Source organism: Pseudomonas sp. ACN5, from assembly GCF_002303975.1.
Taxonomy (GTDB): domain Bacteria; phylum Pseudomonadota; class Gammaproteobacteria; order Pseudomonadales; family Pseudomonadaceae; genus Aquipseudomonas; species Aquipseudomonas laurylsulfatiphila.
This window is the reverse complement of record NZ_MRCP01000022.1, coordinates 25982-40799: the sequence shown is the minus strand read 5'-3', so window position 1 is coordinate 40799 and position 14818 is coordinate 25982. Positions and strand designations below refer to the sequence as shown.

11 protein-coding genes are annotated in these 14818 nt (G+C 59.9%); 8 read left to right on the top strand and 3 right to left on the bottom strand.

All coding sequences use genetic code 11. The features are described 5' to 3' along the window. Positions 1–41 precede the first annotated feature (41 nt). Entirely contained in the window at positions 42–2846 is a 2805-nt protein-coding gene (gene polA / locus BSF40_RS28605) for a DNA polymerase I (RefSeq protein WP_095967851.1), read from the top strand. Between the two features lie 419 nt (positions 2847–3265). Here the strand turns inward: polA and yihA are convergent, their stop codons facing one another. Next, on the bottom strand, positions 3266–3910 hold the full coding sequence (yihA, locus tag BSF40_RS28600; RefSeq protein ID WP_008018454.1) for a ribosome biogenesis GTP-binding protein YihA/YsxC: 645 nt from the start codon (positions 3908–3910) through the stop codon (positions 3266–3268). A gap of 191 nt (positions 3911–4101) precedes the next feature. On the opposite strand from yihA, the gene BSF40_RS28595 reads away from it, so the two are divergent. The 7 genes from BSF40_RS28595 (at position 4102) to BSF40_RS28560 (ending at position 11393) form a co-directional block, all read left to right on the top strand. Beyond that, the gene (locus BSF40_RS28595; protein ID WP_015092910.1) at positions 4102–4392 is read left to right on the top strand and encodes a cytochrome c5 family protein; all 291 of its coding nucleotides are present in this window, start codon (positions 4102–4104) and stop codon (positions 4390–4392) included. A gap of 45 nt (positions 4393–4437) precedes the next feature. Continuing rightward, positions 4438–5067: a cytochrome c gene (locus BSF40_RS28590; RefSeq protein ID WP_015092911.1), complete on the top strand. Its 630-nt coding sequence runs from the start codon at positions 4438–4440 to the stop codon at positions 5065–5067. A gap of 199 nt (positions 5068–5266) precedes the next feature. Then, positions 5267–5908, top strand: coding sequence for a thiol:disulfide interchange protein DsbA (gene dsbA, locus BSF40_RS28580; RefSeq protein WP_095967849.1), 642 nt, complete (start codon positions 5267–5269; stop codon positions 5906–5908). A 14-nt stretch (positions 5909–5922) separates the two neighbouring features. After that, positions 5923–6801, top strand: a complete 879-nt coding sequence (locus BSF40_RS28575) for an endonuclease/exonuclease/phosphatase family protein (RefSeq protein ID WP_095967848.1) — start codon at positions 5923–5925, stop codon at positions 6799–6801. Next, entirely contained in the window at positions 6798–8816 is a 2019-nt protein-coding gene (locus BSF40_RS28570; protein ID WP_095967847.1) for a GGDEF domain-containing protein, read from the top strand. Before BSF40_RS28575 ends, BSF40_RS28570 begins: the two co-directional genes overlap by 4 nt. A 104-nt stretch (positions 8817–8920) precedes the next feature. Further along, the gene (locus BSF40_RS28565) at positions 8921–9700 is read left to right on the top strand and encodes an N-acetylmuramoyl-L-alanine amidase (RefSeq protein ID WP_095967846.1); all 780 of its coding nucleotides are present in this window, start codon (positions 8921–8923) and stop codon (positions 9698–9700) included. Between the two features lie 76 nt (positions 9701–9776). Then, complete coding sequence (locus BSF40_RS28560; RefSeq protein ID WP_095967845.1) at positions 9777–11393, top strand: EAL domain-containing protein; 1617 nt, start codon at positions 9777–9779, stop codon at positions 11391–11393. A 7-nt stretch (positions 11394–11400) separates the two neighbouring features. Here the strand turns inward: BSF40_RS28560 and BSF40_RS28555 are convergent, their stop codons facing one another. Both BSF40_RS28555 and algB read right to left on the bottom strand, forming a co-directional pair. Next, entirely contained in the window at positions 11401–13191 is a 1791-nt protein-coding gene (locus BSF40_RS28555) for an ATP-binding protein (protein WP_095967844.1), read from the bottom strand. Between the two features lie 10 nt (positions 13192–13201). Continuing rightward, positions 13202–14548, bottom strand: coding sequence for a sigma-54-dependent response regulator transcription factor AlgB (gene algB / locus BSF40_RS28550; protein WP_007969783.1), 1347 nt, complete (start codon positions 14546–14548; stop codon positions 13202–13204). Positions 14549–14818 lie beyond the last annotated feature (270 nt).

Sequence of the window (14818 nt, the reverse complement as noted above, 5' to 3'; positions counted from 1 at the left end):
CTATTCTAGCGCCGGACCCGCCGAAAAGGTTGATCCTGCTCATGAGCCAAGCCCCCCTCGTCCTGGTGGACGGTTCTTCTTACCTTTACCGCGCCTTTCACGCGCTGCCACCGCTGACCACGTCCAAAGGCCTGCCGACCGGTGCGGTCAAGGGCGTGTTGAACATGCTCAAGAGCCTGCGCAAGCAATATCCGAATAGTCCGTTCGCCGTGGTGTTCGACGCCAAGGGCGGGACTTTTCGCGATGACATGTACGCCGAATACAAGGCCAACCGTCCGAGTATGCCTGACGACATGCGCGTGCAGATCGAACCGCTGCACCAGAGCGTGATCGCCCTGGGCTTCCCGCTGCTGTGCGTCGAAGGCGTCGAGGCCGATGACGTGATTGGCACTCTGGCTCGCAGCAGTGCGGCGGCGGATCGTCCGGTAATCATCTCCACGGGCGACAAGGATATGGCGCAACTGGTCGATGGTCACATTACCTTGGTCAACACCATGACCGGTAGCAGCATGGACGTGGAGGGCGTGAAGGAGAAATTCGGCGTCGCTCCGGAGCAGATCATCGATTATCTGGCGCTCATGGGCGATTCTTCCGACAACATTCCGGGCGTTCCGGGGATTGGCCCGAAGACGGCTTCAGGCCTGCTGGTCGGTGTGAACGGCGGTCTGACCGAGCTCTATGCGCAGCTCGACATCGTACCGACCCTGCCGATTCGTGGTGCCAAGACCCTGCCGGCCAAGCTCGAAGAACACAAGGAAATGGCCTTCCTTTCCTATCAGTTGGCGACCATCAAGGTCGACGTACCGCTGGACATTGGCCTCGACGACCTGCAAATGGGCGCGGAAGATCCGGCGAAACTCTACGAGTTGTACAGCCTGCTGGAGTTCAAGAGCTGGCTGAACGACCTTGATCGCGACGCCAAACGCTTGGAACTGAGTGCTGCCGCCGAGCCTGCACCGGCCAACGATCTGTTCAGCGAACCAGAGGCCGAAGCACCGGCCGCCGCTGCTGAAGCCGCCTACGAAACTATCCTCGATCAGGCGCGTTTCGATGCCTGGCTGGAAAAGCTGAACAACGCCAAGCTGTTTGCGTTCGACACCGAAACCACCGGCATCGACGCGCAGCAGGCGCAATTGGTGGGTCTGTCATTCGCGGTTCAGGCTAACGAAGCGGCCTACATCCCGTTGACCCATTCCTACATCGGCGTGCCGCAGCAGCTGGATCGCGACACGGTCCTGCGCGCGCTCAAGCCGATTCTGGAAGACCCGAACAAGCTCAAGGTCGGCCAGCACGCCAAGTTCGACATGAACATCCTGGCCAACTGCGCCATCGGTGGCGTACAGGACAACGGCATCACCGTGCGCGGCATCGCCTTCGACACCATGCTCGAGTCCTACGTGCTCAACTCCACGGCCACGCGCCATGACATGGACAGCCTGGCGCAGAAGTATCTGGACCACACCACGGTGAGCTTCCAGGACATCGCCGGCAAAGGCGTGAAACAGCTGACGTTCGATCAGATCGCCCTTGAGCAGGCCGGGCCTTACGCCGCCGAAGATGCGGACATCACCCTGCGTCTGCACCAGGCCCTGTTCGAAAAGCTCTCGGCCATTCCGAGCCTGGCCAGTGTGCTGACCGACATCGAAATCCCGCTGGTGCCGGTGCTGGCGCGCATCGAGCGCCAGGGCGCATTCGTCGACGCCGCTCTGCTGGGCGTGCAAAGCATCGAGCTGGGCGACAAGATGGTCGCACTTGAGCGCGAAGCCTTCGAGATTGCCGGCGAGGAATTCAACCTCGGTTCGCCCAAGCAGCTCGGCGTGATCCTCTACGAGAAACTCGGCCTGCCGGTGCTGAAAAAGACTGCCAAGGGCCAGCCGTCCACGGCCGAAGAGGTGCTGGCCAAGCTGGCGGAAGACGACTACCGATTGCCGAAAGTGCTCATGGAATATCGCTCCATGAGCAAGCTGAAAAGCACTTACACCGATCGTTTGCCGGAACAGATCAACCCGCGCACCGGGCGGATCCATACGTCTTACCACCAGGCTGTCGCCTCCACCGGGCGCCTGTCCTCCAGCGATCCGAACCTGCAGAACATCCCGGTGCGCACGGCCGAAGGGCGTCGTATCCGCCAGGCCTTCGTGGCCCCGGCCGGTTACAAGCTGCTGGCGGCGGACTACTCGCAGATCGAGTTGCGGATCATGGCGCACCTGTCACGGGATGAAGGGCTGATGAACGCTTTCCGCCACAATCTGGACGTGCACACCGCGACCGCCGCCGAAGTGTTCAAGGTCGAACTGGCCGACGTGACCTCCGACCAGCGCCGCAGCGCCAAGGCGATCAACTTCGGCCTGATCTACGGCATGGGGGCGCAGAAGCTCGGCAAGGACATTGGCGTCGACACCAAGACCGCCAAGGCCTACATCGATACCTACTTCGCCCGATACCCCGGCGTACGCCAGTACATGGACCGCACGCGTGCCCAGGCCGCCGAGCAAGGTTATGTCGAGACGTTCTTCGGTCGTCGCCTGTACCTGCCGGACATCAACTCCAACAAGCCGCAAGAGCGCGCCGCCGCCGAACGCACGGCAATCAACGCACCGATGCAAGGCACCGCTGCGGACATCATCAAGAAAGCCATGGTCGCTGTGGATAACTGGCTGACCGCGTCCGGACTCGACGCCAAAGTCATTTTGCAGGTGCACGATGAACTGGTGCTGGAGGTACGTGAAGACCTGGTCGACCAGGTTCGCGATGAAATTCGCGTACACATGAGTGAAGCCGCGAAACTGGACGTGCCGTTGCTGGTCGAAGTGGGTGTTGGAAATAACTGGGATGAGGCTCACTGAGCCTTCCTGTAGGAGCGAGCTCGCTCGCGATGGAGTGTCAGGCACATCGTGTTCGACTGAAATTCCATCGTCGGAACGCCGCCCGGAGCAAGCTCGCTCCTACAGAAAATGTCGTGTTCTTGCTGCGGCATGGTGCCGCGGCAGAAGGGTGCAAACAGCTTAGTCCGCAAGGCTATCGGCGTTATTTCAAAGCTATTTGAAAAAAATCTGAACTAATCTTGCGAAGCACTACTCAGAGGTACTGAATGGCTGGTGAAGCCCTTCGATGCTCCTATGTTGTGTTAAGTGTTGGCAGATATCTGGACCCCGCCCTAGCGGTCTAGAGCTTGAACCCCGGAACTTCTCCCTCCCCATATGAAGCCCGGGGTTTTTTTTGCCTGCAGAAAGCTGTCTGGAGTGCCCAGACAGCTTTCGCTGCCTTACTGGGCTTCTACCTCGGCACCCTTGTCCGCCAGCTCCATCCAGCCTGCCAGTACGGTATAGGCTTCTTCCAGGCCCATGCGTTTCGGGGCCGAGAACAGCTGAATCGTCACCAGATCGCCCCAGCCCTTGCGGATTTCCGCCTGAACCTTGAGCAGCGTGTTCTTGGCCGCGCCATAGGTCAGCTTGTCCGCTTTGGTCAGCAGAATGTGCATCGGCATGCCGGCAGCCACGGCCCAATCGAGCATCAGCAGGTCGAAATCGGTCATCGGATGGCGGATGTCCATCATCAGGATCAGGCCTTTCAAACTCTCTCGACCACCCAGGTACGCTTCCAGGTGACGCTGCCAGTGTTGCTTGAGCGGGATCGGTACTTTTGCATAACCGTAGCCCGGCAGGTCGACCAGACGGCGTTCATCGTCTAGCTTGAAGAAATTCAACAGTTGCGTGCGCCCCGGGGTTTTCGAGGTGCGCGCCAGGCTGGCGTGGGTCAGGGTGTTCAAGGCACTCGACTTGCCGGCGTTGGAACGCCCGGCGAAGGCGACTTCGAAGCCCTCGTCATCCGGACATTGGTCGACTTTGGCGGCGCTGAGCATGAAGGTGGACTGTTGGCACAGACCGAGGATGGGATTCTTGAGTTGCATGGGATTTCCGATGTGGGCGGCGCCAGGAATGGGTGCGGCAAGCAGTGTCGCTTCCGTTTCAGTGACGCCAGTATATAATGCCGCAGATTTTGTGTGCGCTTTGTCCCAGCGTAGGATGAAGTTCACGAGAGCGACAGACCTTGATTGCGCACTAGAACGCAGCACGCTCTCAACCCTGAAAAGGTCGTTTTATGACGAAATGGCTGCTAGCTGCCGGTGTCTTGATGCCGCTTTACAGCGCTCAGGCTACACAGGATCCGGAAGCTGTGTACAACCGTGTTTGTGGTGCCTGTCATTCCGGCCAACTACCCATGGCGCCGAAAAAAGGCGATCAGGATGCTTGGACGCCGAGGTTGGCGAAAGGTATGGAGACGCTGGTGCAACACGTGACCCAGGGTTTCAAGGCGATGCCGCCGCGTGGTTTGTGCATGGACTGCAGTGCCGAGGATTACCAAGCCATCATCCTTTGGATGAGCGAGTAAGCCCGGTCCATAACTCTTAACCCTTAGCCGTAGTTGGATTAGCTGATGAAGAAATTGATCGTGAGTCTGCTGTTGACCGTGGGCATCTCCGGCATAGCCCATGCTGCAGGTGAGGCAGTACAACCGGGTGATGCTAAAGCTGGCCAGGCCAAAGCCGCCGTCTGTGGCGCCTGCCACGGCCCGGATGGCAACAGCATGGCGCCAAACTTTCCCAAACTGGCGGGTCAGGGTGAACGCTACCTGACCAAGCAATTGCACGACATCAAGTCGGGCAAGCGCACCGTTCTGGAAATGACCGGCCTGCTGACCAACCTGAGCGATCAGGACCTGGCGGACATCGCCGCCTACTTTGCCAGCCAGAAAGGCAGCGTTGGTGCCGCCGATCCTAAAGTCGTCGCTCGCGGTGAGGCCCTGTTCCGCGGCGGTGACCTGGCCAAGGGCCTGCCATCCTGCACCGGCTGCCACTCGCCAAATGGCGCCGGCAACGCAGCCGCCGGCTTCCCGCACCTGGGTGGCCAGCACGCTCAATACATCGCCAAGCAACTGACCGATTTCCGCAAGGAAGAAGGCGGCCGCACCAACGATGGCGATGCCAAGACCATGCAGACCATCGCCAAGCGGCTGAGCGACGAAGACATCGCCGCGGTGTCCAGCTACATCCAGGGCCTGCACTAAGGCCGGCGGATCGGGCGTTGAACGGGGTAAATATCGCCTGCAACGTTAACGCTCGATTAATCCGTTGCAACGAGTATAAAAAGGGTGGCCTTGGCCGCCCTTTTTTGTGGCCGCTGCCGTTACACTACAAAACTCAAGCCCGCCAGGACCTGTCTGAAAACACGTTGCGCGAGGCGAAAAACTTGTCCAGGAGTGAAGCATGCGTAATCTGATCATCAGCGCCGTTTTTGCCGCTGCCAGCCTGTTCGGCATGACTGCCCAGGCCGCTGAAGCCCCCGCCGCACCTTATGTCGAACTGAGCAATCCGGTTCCGGTCGCCGTGCCTGGCAAGATCGAAGTGGTGGAGCTGTTCTGGTATGGCTGCCCGCACTGCTATCACTTTGAGCCGACAATCAATCCCTGGGCCGAAAAACTGCCATCGGATGTGAACTTCAAGCGTATTCCAGCGATGTTCGGCGGTCCTTGGGACGCTCATGGCCAAATGTTCCTGACTCTTGAGTCCATGGGTGTTGAGCATAAGGTTCATGCCGCGGTGTTCGACGCGATCCAGAACAAAAAAATGAAGCTGACCGATAAGAATGATATGGCCGACTTCCTGGCTACCCAGGGCGTAGACAAGGAAAAATTCCTGGCCACTTTCGACTCCTTTGCGATCAAGGGACAGGTCGTTCAAGCCCGTGAACTGGCCAAAAAATATGAGATCTCCGGCGTTCCAACCCTGATTGTGAATGGTAAATACCGCTTTGACGTAGGCTCCGCCGGCGGTGCCGAACAGGCCCTGCAACTGGCCGACAAACTGATCGACAAAGAGCGAGCGGCTAACAAGGCTGCCGCCAACTAAGGGCAGTCACTGCCATGCGCCGATGGGGTACTGAACGCATCGTTGGCCTGCATGATCCGCGGGTCAACGAGCATCATCTGGAATCCACGGGCCTGCCCGCAGACAGTCGTCTGCGCTTGCTCAGTTTCAATATCCAGGTCGGCATCAGCACCGAGCGTTACCGGCATTACCTGACCCGGGGCTGGCAGCATCTGCTGCCGCACACCGGGCGTGCCGACAATCTGCAGAAAATCGGCAATCTGCTGGGCGACTTCGATCTGGTCGCCTTGCAGGAGGCCGATGGTGGCAGCCTGCGTTCAGGCTACGTCAATCAGGTTGAGCATCTGGCCCAACTCGGCGCCTTCCCCTACTGGTATCAACAACTCAATCGCAATCTAGGTCGCCTGGCCCAGCACAGCAATGGCGTGCTCAGCCGATTGCGCCCGTGGGCCATTGAAGATCATCCGTTGCCGGGCCCAAAGGGACGCGGAGCCATTCTGGTACGGTTCGGCGAAGGCCCGGAAGCACTGGTGGTCGTCATGATGCACCTGGCACTGGGCGCCCGGGCGCGCAGCCTGCAACTGGCCTATATCCGCGATCTGATTGGCGACTACAAACACCAGGTACTGATGGGCGACATGAACACCCATGCCAGTGACCTGCTGCAAAATTCCGCGTTGCGCGATCTCGGCCTGCTCGCGCCGCAATTGGAAGCAACGTTCCCCAGCTGGCGCCCACAGCGTTGCCTGGACCATATCCTGCTGAGCCCGAGCCTGACCCTGGAAAAGGTCGAGGTGCTGGCACAGCCCATTTCCGATCACCTGCCGGTCGCGGTAGAGATTCGTCTGCCGGGTTCGCTCACGGCCGATGCATTGCCCGCGTTGAGTCCTGCCCCTCGCGGAACCCATGAATGAGCGACGAAGCACAGCGCTGGAAAGAGAAATACCTCAAAAGCATCGAACAACAGGAAAAGCTCGAACGTCGCTGGGACGCGCGGCTCGACTTGCTGCGCCGTGGACTGGTGCGCAGCACCCTGGCGGCGGAAGGCACTGACCGCGCGGTTGACCAATGCATGAAGGAAATGCGCGAGGTCGTGCGTACCGACGACATGGACGCCGGCCTGGCCGCGCTGATTCCGCGCCTGGAAAAAGCCGTGCTCGACTCCGAGCAGCGTCGGGAAACCCGGATCAACCAGACCAGTGCCGCCCTGACTGCACTGGTCACTCAACTGCAAACATTGCCGCTGCCTCGGGATGTGAGCCGGCCACTCAAGAGTTTCGCCAGGCAACTGGATGCACGGGTCAGTCAGGCGCGTGAGATGCCCTTGTTGCTCAGCGAGCTGAGTGGTTTGCAAGGCAAGGCCCTGAGCCAGCTGGAGACCCCGACCGAACCTGGTCGGCCGGGCTTGTTGCAGCGATTGTTCGGCGGTCGTGAAGCAGAAGAGACGGTGGCATCAACGACTGTTTCTCCTGCGCCGGCGGCCCCTGTAGCCGAGAGTCCTGTGGCGGTTATCGAGCCGACCCCGGTCGCGATTGAGACGGCAATCTGCGAAGTACCCACGGCTGAGCGAGTTGAAGAGGCGTCCGCGCCGACCGGACCAGCCGAGGCTTGCGCTGCTCCGGCAGTCGTGGCCTTGGCACCTGCGGCTGCGGAGCCTCAACCCGCCATCGCAGGCGCGGCAAAAACCGGGTCGACCGAGAAGCCGACCCCGGAAACCATCGAAACACCTCTTGAGTCGCAAGTGAACCCCGACGAGCTGATCGTGCCAGCATCGCCGGATGGCCATGCCTTGCTTGCGATTCCGACAGAGGAGGTGGTCGCCGCAGATCAGCCTCTATCCGGTCACGACACGTTCTACGCACTCCCGGATACCCCAGAGCCCTCCTACAGCTCGGTGGCCAGCCACATCGAACACACGCTGCTGGGGCTGCTCGAAGACCTGACATTGCCCGAGCGTCATCGCCCGCAAGCCGAATCCATGCGCGATCGTCTGAAAAACGGGTTGAACTGGTACGAATTACTACCGATTCTCGACGACTTCGCCACGTTGATGCTGGCCATTACCGACAGCGGCCAGCATGAGTTCGAAGCCTACCTGCAACGACTGAACGAGCGCCTCGAATCGTTCCAGAGCAACTTGCAGGCCGCCACCGCAGGGCACGCCGACAACCGTTCGGCTGCGCGGCAGATGGACACGCAGATCCGCGAACAGGTTGATGGCTTGCAAAGCAGCATGCAGGATGCCGCGGACCTGGAAGGTCTCAAGCACGTTCTGGAAAACCATCTCGAAGGCTTGCTGGGTACCATGGACCAGCACCAGAAACAGCGCGATGAGCGCGAGCAAGAGGTCGCTGCGCGCCTGCACAGCCTGGCCGAGCGGGTCGCCCATATGGAGCAGGAGGCCCAGGGTTACCGCGAGCACCTTGAAGAGCAACGTCAGAAGGCATTGGTCGACCCGTTGACCGGGCTGCCCAACCGCGCGGCCTGGAGCGAGCGCCTGGATCATGAAGTCAAACAATGGCAGCAACATGGCAATACGCTGTTACTGGCCATGCTCGACCTCGATCATTTCAAGCGCATCAACGATAACTACGGGCACCTGGCCGGCGACAAAGTGCTGAAGATCATTGCCAGCGTGTTGCGCAAGCGTCTTCGCGCAACGGACTTCATTGCCCGGTTCGGCGGCGAGGAGTTTGTGCTGTTGATGCCATCCACAGTGCCGGCGGCGGGCCTGAAGTTGCTGGAAAGCCTGCGTGCCTCCATCGAGGCCTGTCCGTTCCACTTCAAGGGAGAGCCGGTGACCATTACCGTGTCTGTCGGAATGTCGGCGTTCAGGCCGGGTGAGCACAGCGATCAAGTGCTTAAAAGAGCCGATCAGGCGTTGTACCGTGCAAAAAATGCCGGACGCAACCGCGTGGAGCCGGGCTGAGCATTATTTGTTCCATATTTGTTTAATTCGTGGCGATTGCCGTCAACCCGCAAGGCATTACGTTACACTGTTGCATTATTGTCTTGTGTGTACTGCCTTTCGCCATGAAATATCTTGCTCTGATCCTGTCACTTGTTCTGCTGGCTGGCTGCGCCAGCGGTCCCCGTTTTGACACCAGTCATCCTTCAGCCAATTACGACAGTCGTGTGCAGTTCGTGGTGGTGCATTACACCAACGCCTCGATGGAGCGTTCGCTGCAACTGCTGACCCACGGCGAGGTCAGCAGTCATTACCTGATCGGTGACGACAAGGGCGCCACCATCTACAAGCTGATGGATGAAAACGTTCGCGCCTGGCACGCCGGGGAGAGCGAATGGGATGGCCGGACCTGGCTGAATTCCAGTTCCATCGGTATCGAAATCGTCAATCCGGGATTCAAGGACACTCCAACCGGGCGCGTGTGGTATCCCTACAGCGAAGATCAGGTTCAGTCCTTGATCGTATTGCTCAAGGACATCAGCAAGCGTCAGGGCATCAAGCCTCGCGACATCATCGGCCATAGCGATATTGCGCCGTTGCGCAAACTGGACCCGGGGCCGCTGTTCCCCTGGAAGCGTCTGGCTGCCGAGGGGCTGGGTATCTGGCCGAACGAACAGGCGGTCGCGCGCCAGCAAATGCTGTTCGCCGATCAGTTACCGAGCATCAGCTGGTTTCAGGCGCAATTGGCCCGCCTGGGTTATGCCTCTCCACAAACCGGCGAGCTCGATGTTGCGACACGCCATGTGATAGCAGCCTTCCAGATGCACTTCCGCCCGGCACGCTTCGATGGCACTCCGGATGCGCAAACAGCCGCGCTGCTTTTGGTGTTGAATCAGACAAAATAATGGCGCCCGCCCGGCGGTCCGGGCTATTTCCCAATCAGCAGCTATAACTCATTGGTAATCCATCGGATATTACGCAATGACTGCTGCTCGAGAGACCTTCCGTAGTTGGTTCCATCGCCCCTGGTTCCTGGGGCTGATGTCGGCTGTCTTGAGTGCAACGTTATTGATGGCCGGCAGCCTGTTCGTCGCCATTCATCAGGTCGAGCAAAACGAAAGCGAAGAAATGAATGCTCAGGGTGAGCGTTTTCTCGCCCGCCTGGAACAGCTCTTCGGGCAACTGCGTGAAAGCCTGGACGACCTTGAAGCGCAACCGTTGCGTGGTTGCGATGCTGAAATGATCGCGACCTTGCAACAGGTTACGTTCAATTATCGCTTCGTCTACGAAGCCGCCTACATGGACTCTTCGCGAATCTGCTCCAATCGCCCTCGCCAGGAAGGGCTTTCGCTGATTCGACCGCCAGACATCAAAGGCCCGACCTACAGCTATTGGCTCAATACCACCACCGAACCCGATGAAAACCGCGCCGCCCTGATGCTCGGGCGCGGGAATTTCCGGGTCGCGACCTCTCGCGGGCATTTGACCGATATGGTCGACCTGTCGCCGGGCAGCAGCCTGCTGGTAGTCCTTGACCATGGTAAGCGCGCGATTCCGGTGTTGGGCTCTTCGCAGATCTGGCCACCGGTCGAGGCCTGGCCCCCGAAAAATCGCGATGCGCTGCAGATCACCCAGACACGCCTGATATACCGCATGCCCACCGACAACCCGGAGTATCAATTGGTGTTGATCAGCCTGCGTACGGGCATGCATATCCCGTCGGTCTGGTGGTGGCTAGTGCCGGCCAGCATTGCGCTGGGCATATGCGTCGGGTTCCTGGTGTTCCTGCTGGTGCAACAGCGCCAGTCGCTGGATGCCGAACTGGCCGGGGCGATTCGCCGGGGCGAGTTGCAGGTGCTGTATCAACCGATCTTCGACCTCGATAGCCGCAACTGTGTCGGGGCTGAAGCGCTGCTGCGCTGGCGCAGGCCGGACGGTACCCTGACCAGTCCCGATCTGTTCATTCCGATGGCGGAGGACACCGGGCAGATTCGCCAGATGACGGATTTCGTCTTGCAACGCTTGCTCGAGCAACTTGGCCAGTTGCTGCGTGCCAACCCGCAACTGTACATCTCGGTCAATCTCGCGGCGTGTGATGTGATGGTTCCGCGAATCGGCCAGGTGATGGCGAGGCTGCTGACCCTGCATCGCGTTGCTGCGCGGCAAATTGCCTTCGAGGTCACCGAGCGTGGGCTGGTCGATGTGGTGGTGGCCCGGGAAAACCTGCAATCGCTGCGGGATGTCGGGCACCAGGTGTTGATCGATGATTTTGGCACCGGCTACTGCAGCCTCGCCTATTTGCAAACCCTGCCGGTGGACTGCCTGAAAATCGACAAGGCGTTCATTGATGCGTTGGGGCATGACGCCGCCAGCAGCGGTGTGGCCCCGCACATCATTCACATGGCCCAGTCGCTGCATTTGAAGGTGATTGCCGAGGGCATCGAACATGAGGCCCAGGCCGAGTTCCTGAGCAGTGAAGGCGTGAAGTTCGGCCAGGGTTGGCTGTTCGCCCACGCGCTGAGCGCGGTTCAGTTCATTGAATTGATCACCCGGGGGCGACGACTGGCGGGCGGTCGGCGCCTGGATGACGAAGCGTGACCACGATCTAAACCGTCAGCGCCATGTAGAACTGAGTGCCCTGCCCCGGCCGTGAATAGACGCCCATCCGCCCGCCATGCAATTGCACGATTTCCTTGCACAATGCCAGGCCGAGACCGGCTCCGCCTTTCTTGCGTCCGACCTGCACGAACGGCTCGAAGATCCGCCCCTGCTGACCGTAGGCAATGCCTTCGCCGTTGTCCTCGACACTGATGATGACCCGATCGCCGTGGCGCCGGGCGTGCAAGCGTATCCGTCCGCCGGAACCGGTGTGACGCAAGGCGTTGTCGAGCAAATTATCGAGTACCCGCTCCAGTTGTGGCTGATCGGCCTGCAAACGCGGCAAGGGCCCCTGCACTTCCACCAGCAGACTGATTTCCTTCTCTTCGGCCGATGTGGCAAAGCGTGACTGAGCCTGTTCCAGCAACGCCTCGATGGAACACGGCGCCAGGGTGAGTTTCTGCAAACCGTTTTGGTAGCGGGAGAAATTCAGCAGGTCATTGATCAGCTGCATCAGCCGCTGCATCTCTTCATTCACGGTATCGAGCAGGTCGGCTTCCCGGGAGTCCGGGGCAAAGTGTACGCGCTCGCGGAACAATCCGAAGGCCATGTGCATGCCGGTAACCGGTGTGCGCAATTCATGGGAGGCGCGCAACACAAATTCGCTGCGTACCCGTTCGAAGGCACGCTGCTCCGTGACGTCATGCAGCACCATCACGGCACCGAGAATATGGCCCTGGGTGTGGCTGACCGGGGTCAGGCTATAGGTCAGCAGTCGCGACTCGCCGTCGACTTCGACACTCAAGTCCTCCGGCGCCCTCTCCAAGGTGCCGCCGCGCAGCACCAGTTGCAGTTGCTCATCGAGTTCGGGGCGCTCCAGTGCCGTGCCCAGTCCCTGTCCCAGGCGATCGGACTCCCAGCCCAACTGGCGCTGGGCCACAGGGTTAAGGTGTTCCAGATGGCCCTGACGGTCGATCATCAGCAGCCCGTCGTCGATGCTGTCGAGCACGGCCTGCAAACGCTGCTGGCCGGCCAGCAACTCATCGACGTTGGTGGCCTGATGTTCACGCAGCGCCTGGGCCATGATCCCGAAACGCCGGGTCAGCTGGTTGAGCTCCACTGCCGAGGAGATCGGCAGGGTGACATCGAAATTGCCCTGGCCGATATTGTCCGCTGCCTTGGCCAAGGCTTCGATGGGCGCCCCGAAACGCCGGGCAATGGCCTGCGCGGTCACGAAGCCGATGATCAGCACCGCCAGCCCCACCAGGGCAAGTAACCCTGCAATCAGCAGTGCCCGCTCCCGGGCCTTGCGCTCGGTATCGTTGATGTTATCCAGCGCGCGCTTGTGCTCGGCGATCAGACCATTGCGCAGTGCGTTGAATTTTTCCGTCAGGTTGTCATGGCTGCTGAGCACACTCGAGGGGTCCGGGGACGCCTCATAAGCTTCGATAAAGCGCTCGTAGTCAGCCTTGGCTTTTCTGAAGCCGTACTCGCTTGCGTTTAGCTCCGGTTCCTGGGCGATGCCTTCCTCCAGCAATTGGAAGTAACGCTGCTTCGAGGCGGCGAAAGCGGCGGAGTCAGGCTTCTCGCTGAGCATGATGATCAGTTGATCACCCAGGGTCTGGCGCAGCTTGAGTCCCAGGTCCAGGGTGATGAAGTTACTGCGGGTCAGTGCTTCCTGGCTGCCGGCCATCTGCATCACGCTGACCAGCCCGAGCAGGAGACCGAGCAAGGCGACAGTGATCAGTGCGGAGATGCTCAGGAAAAGCCGGGTCCGCAATTTCATCGCCAGTTTCATCGGCTATTGCTCACAAGTTGTACTGCTTGCGTTTGCGGTACAGCGTCGAGGCATCGATGCCCAGGGTTTTTGCCGCTTGATCCAGCGTGTCGGCGGTGGCGAGGACCGCGCCGATGTGGGCCTTTTCCAGCTCATCCAGGCTCAGCGCTGCGCCGATGCGCGGTGCATTGTTGACCGGGGTTTCGGCCATGCCCAGATGACTGATCTCGACCCGTTCTTGCGGACAGATGATGCTCGCGCGCTCTATCACGTTGCGCAGCTCACGGATGTTGCCCGGCCAGCGATAGCCCAACAGGGCTTCCCGGGCCTCGTCGCTTAGCGCGCGCGCGGGACGGGCATACTCCTTGACGAAACGCGCCAGGAAACGATCGGCCAGGTTGAGAATATCTTCACGGCGTTCGCGGAGCGGTGGCAGGTGCAGGGTAATGACATTCAGGCGATAGAGCAGGTCTTCACGGAAACGACCATCGCGGACCATGTCCTCGAGGTTGAGGTTGGTGGCTGCAAGGATGCGCACATCGGCACGGCGGGTCACCGGATCACCGACGCGCTCGTACTCTTTGTCCTGAATGAAACGCAGTAACTTCGGCTGCAATGTCAGTGGAAAATCGCCGATTTCGTCAAGAAACAGAGTCCCGCCGTCCGCCTGGTTGACTCGGCCCAGCGTGCTTTCGCTGGCGCCGGTGAAGGCGCCACGACTGTGGCCGAAGAGCTCGCTTTCCATAAGCTCGGCGGTCAGCGACGGGCAGTTGATCGTGACGCAGGATTTCTTCGCGCGTTTGCTCCAGCCGTGAATGGCCTGGGACAGCTCGCCCTTGCCAGTGCCGGATTCACCGAGAATCAGGATATTGGCATCGGTCGTGGCTACCTGGCGTGCGGTTTCGAGAACCACTTTCATGGCCGGGCTGTGGGAGTCCAGACCGTCCTTGGGCTTGCGCACTTCACCTTCCAGGGCTTCGAGCCGCGCCGACAGCTGCCGCACTTCCAGTTGCTTGGCGGTTGCCAACCGCAATTGATCGGGGCTGCACGGCTTGACCAGATAGTCGGCGGCACCGGCCTGAATCGCATCCACCGCCGTGTCGACGGCTGAGTGCGCAGTGACGATCACCACCCGCATCCAGGGCGCCTGGATACGCATCTGGGCCAGCACATCCAGGCCGTTGTCTTCGCCCAGACGCAAATCGAGGAAGCACAGGTCGAAGACCTGGCGCTGCAACAGGGCTTCTGCCTGCGCGGCGCTGGTGGCGGTGGCCACGCTGTAGCCTTCGTCTTCGAGGCAGTAACGGAAAGTACGCAGGATGGCGGACTCATCATCCACCAGCAGAATGCGGCCTTGGTGCTCAGTGGCTGATTCCATTTTCCTACGCTCCTTAATGAATGATCTTGATTTAGTCCCGGAGAAATCGGGCAAGTTGCATGATTGATTCTGAGCCATTCCTGTCATGGCAGGGTAGCTTTCATCCGATGTATCGGTTAGCCAGCTGATGTCGCGGCTCTTTTATATAGATGACCGGTTTCCGACAGTGGCCAGCGTGTATTTCTGACAGCTGCGTCCTCCTCTCAATTCAAAAAATTTACGCCTTCCTTCAAACGGATCGTGCAATACGCACGACCGCACAAGTGGCAT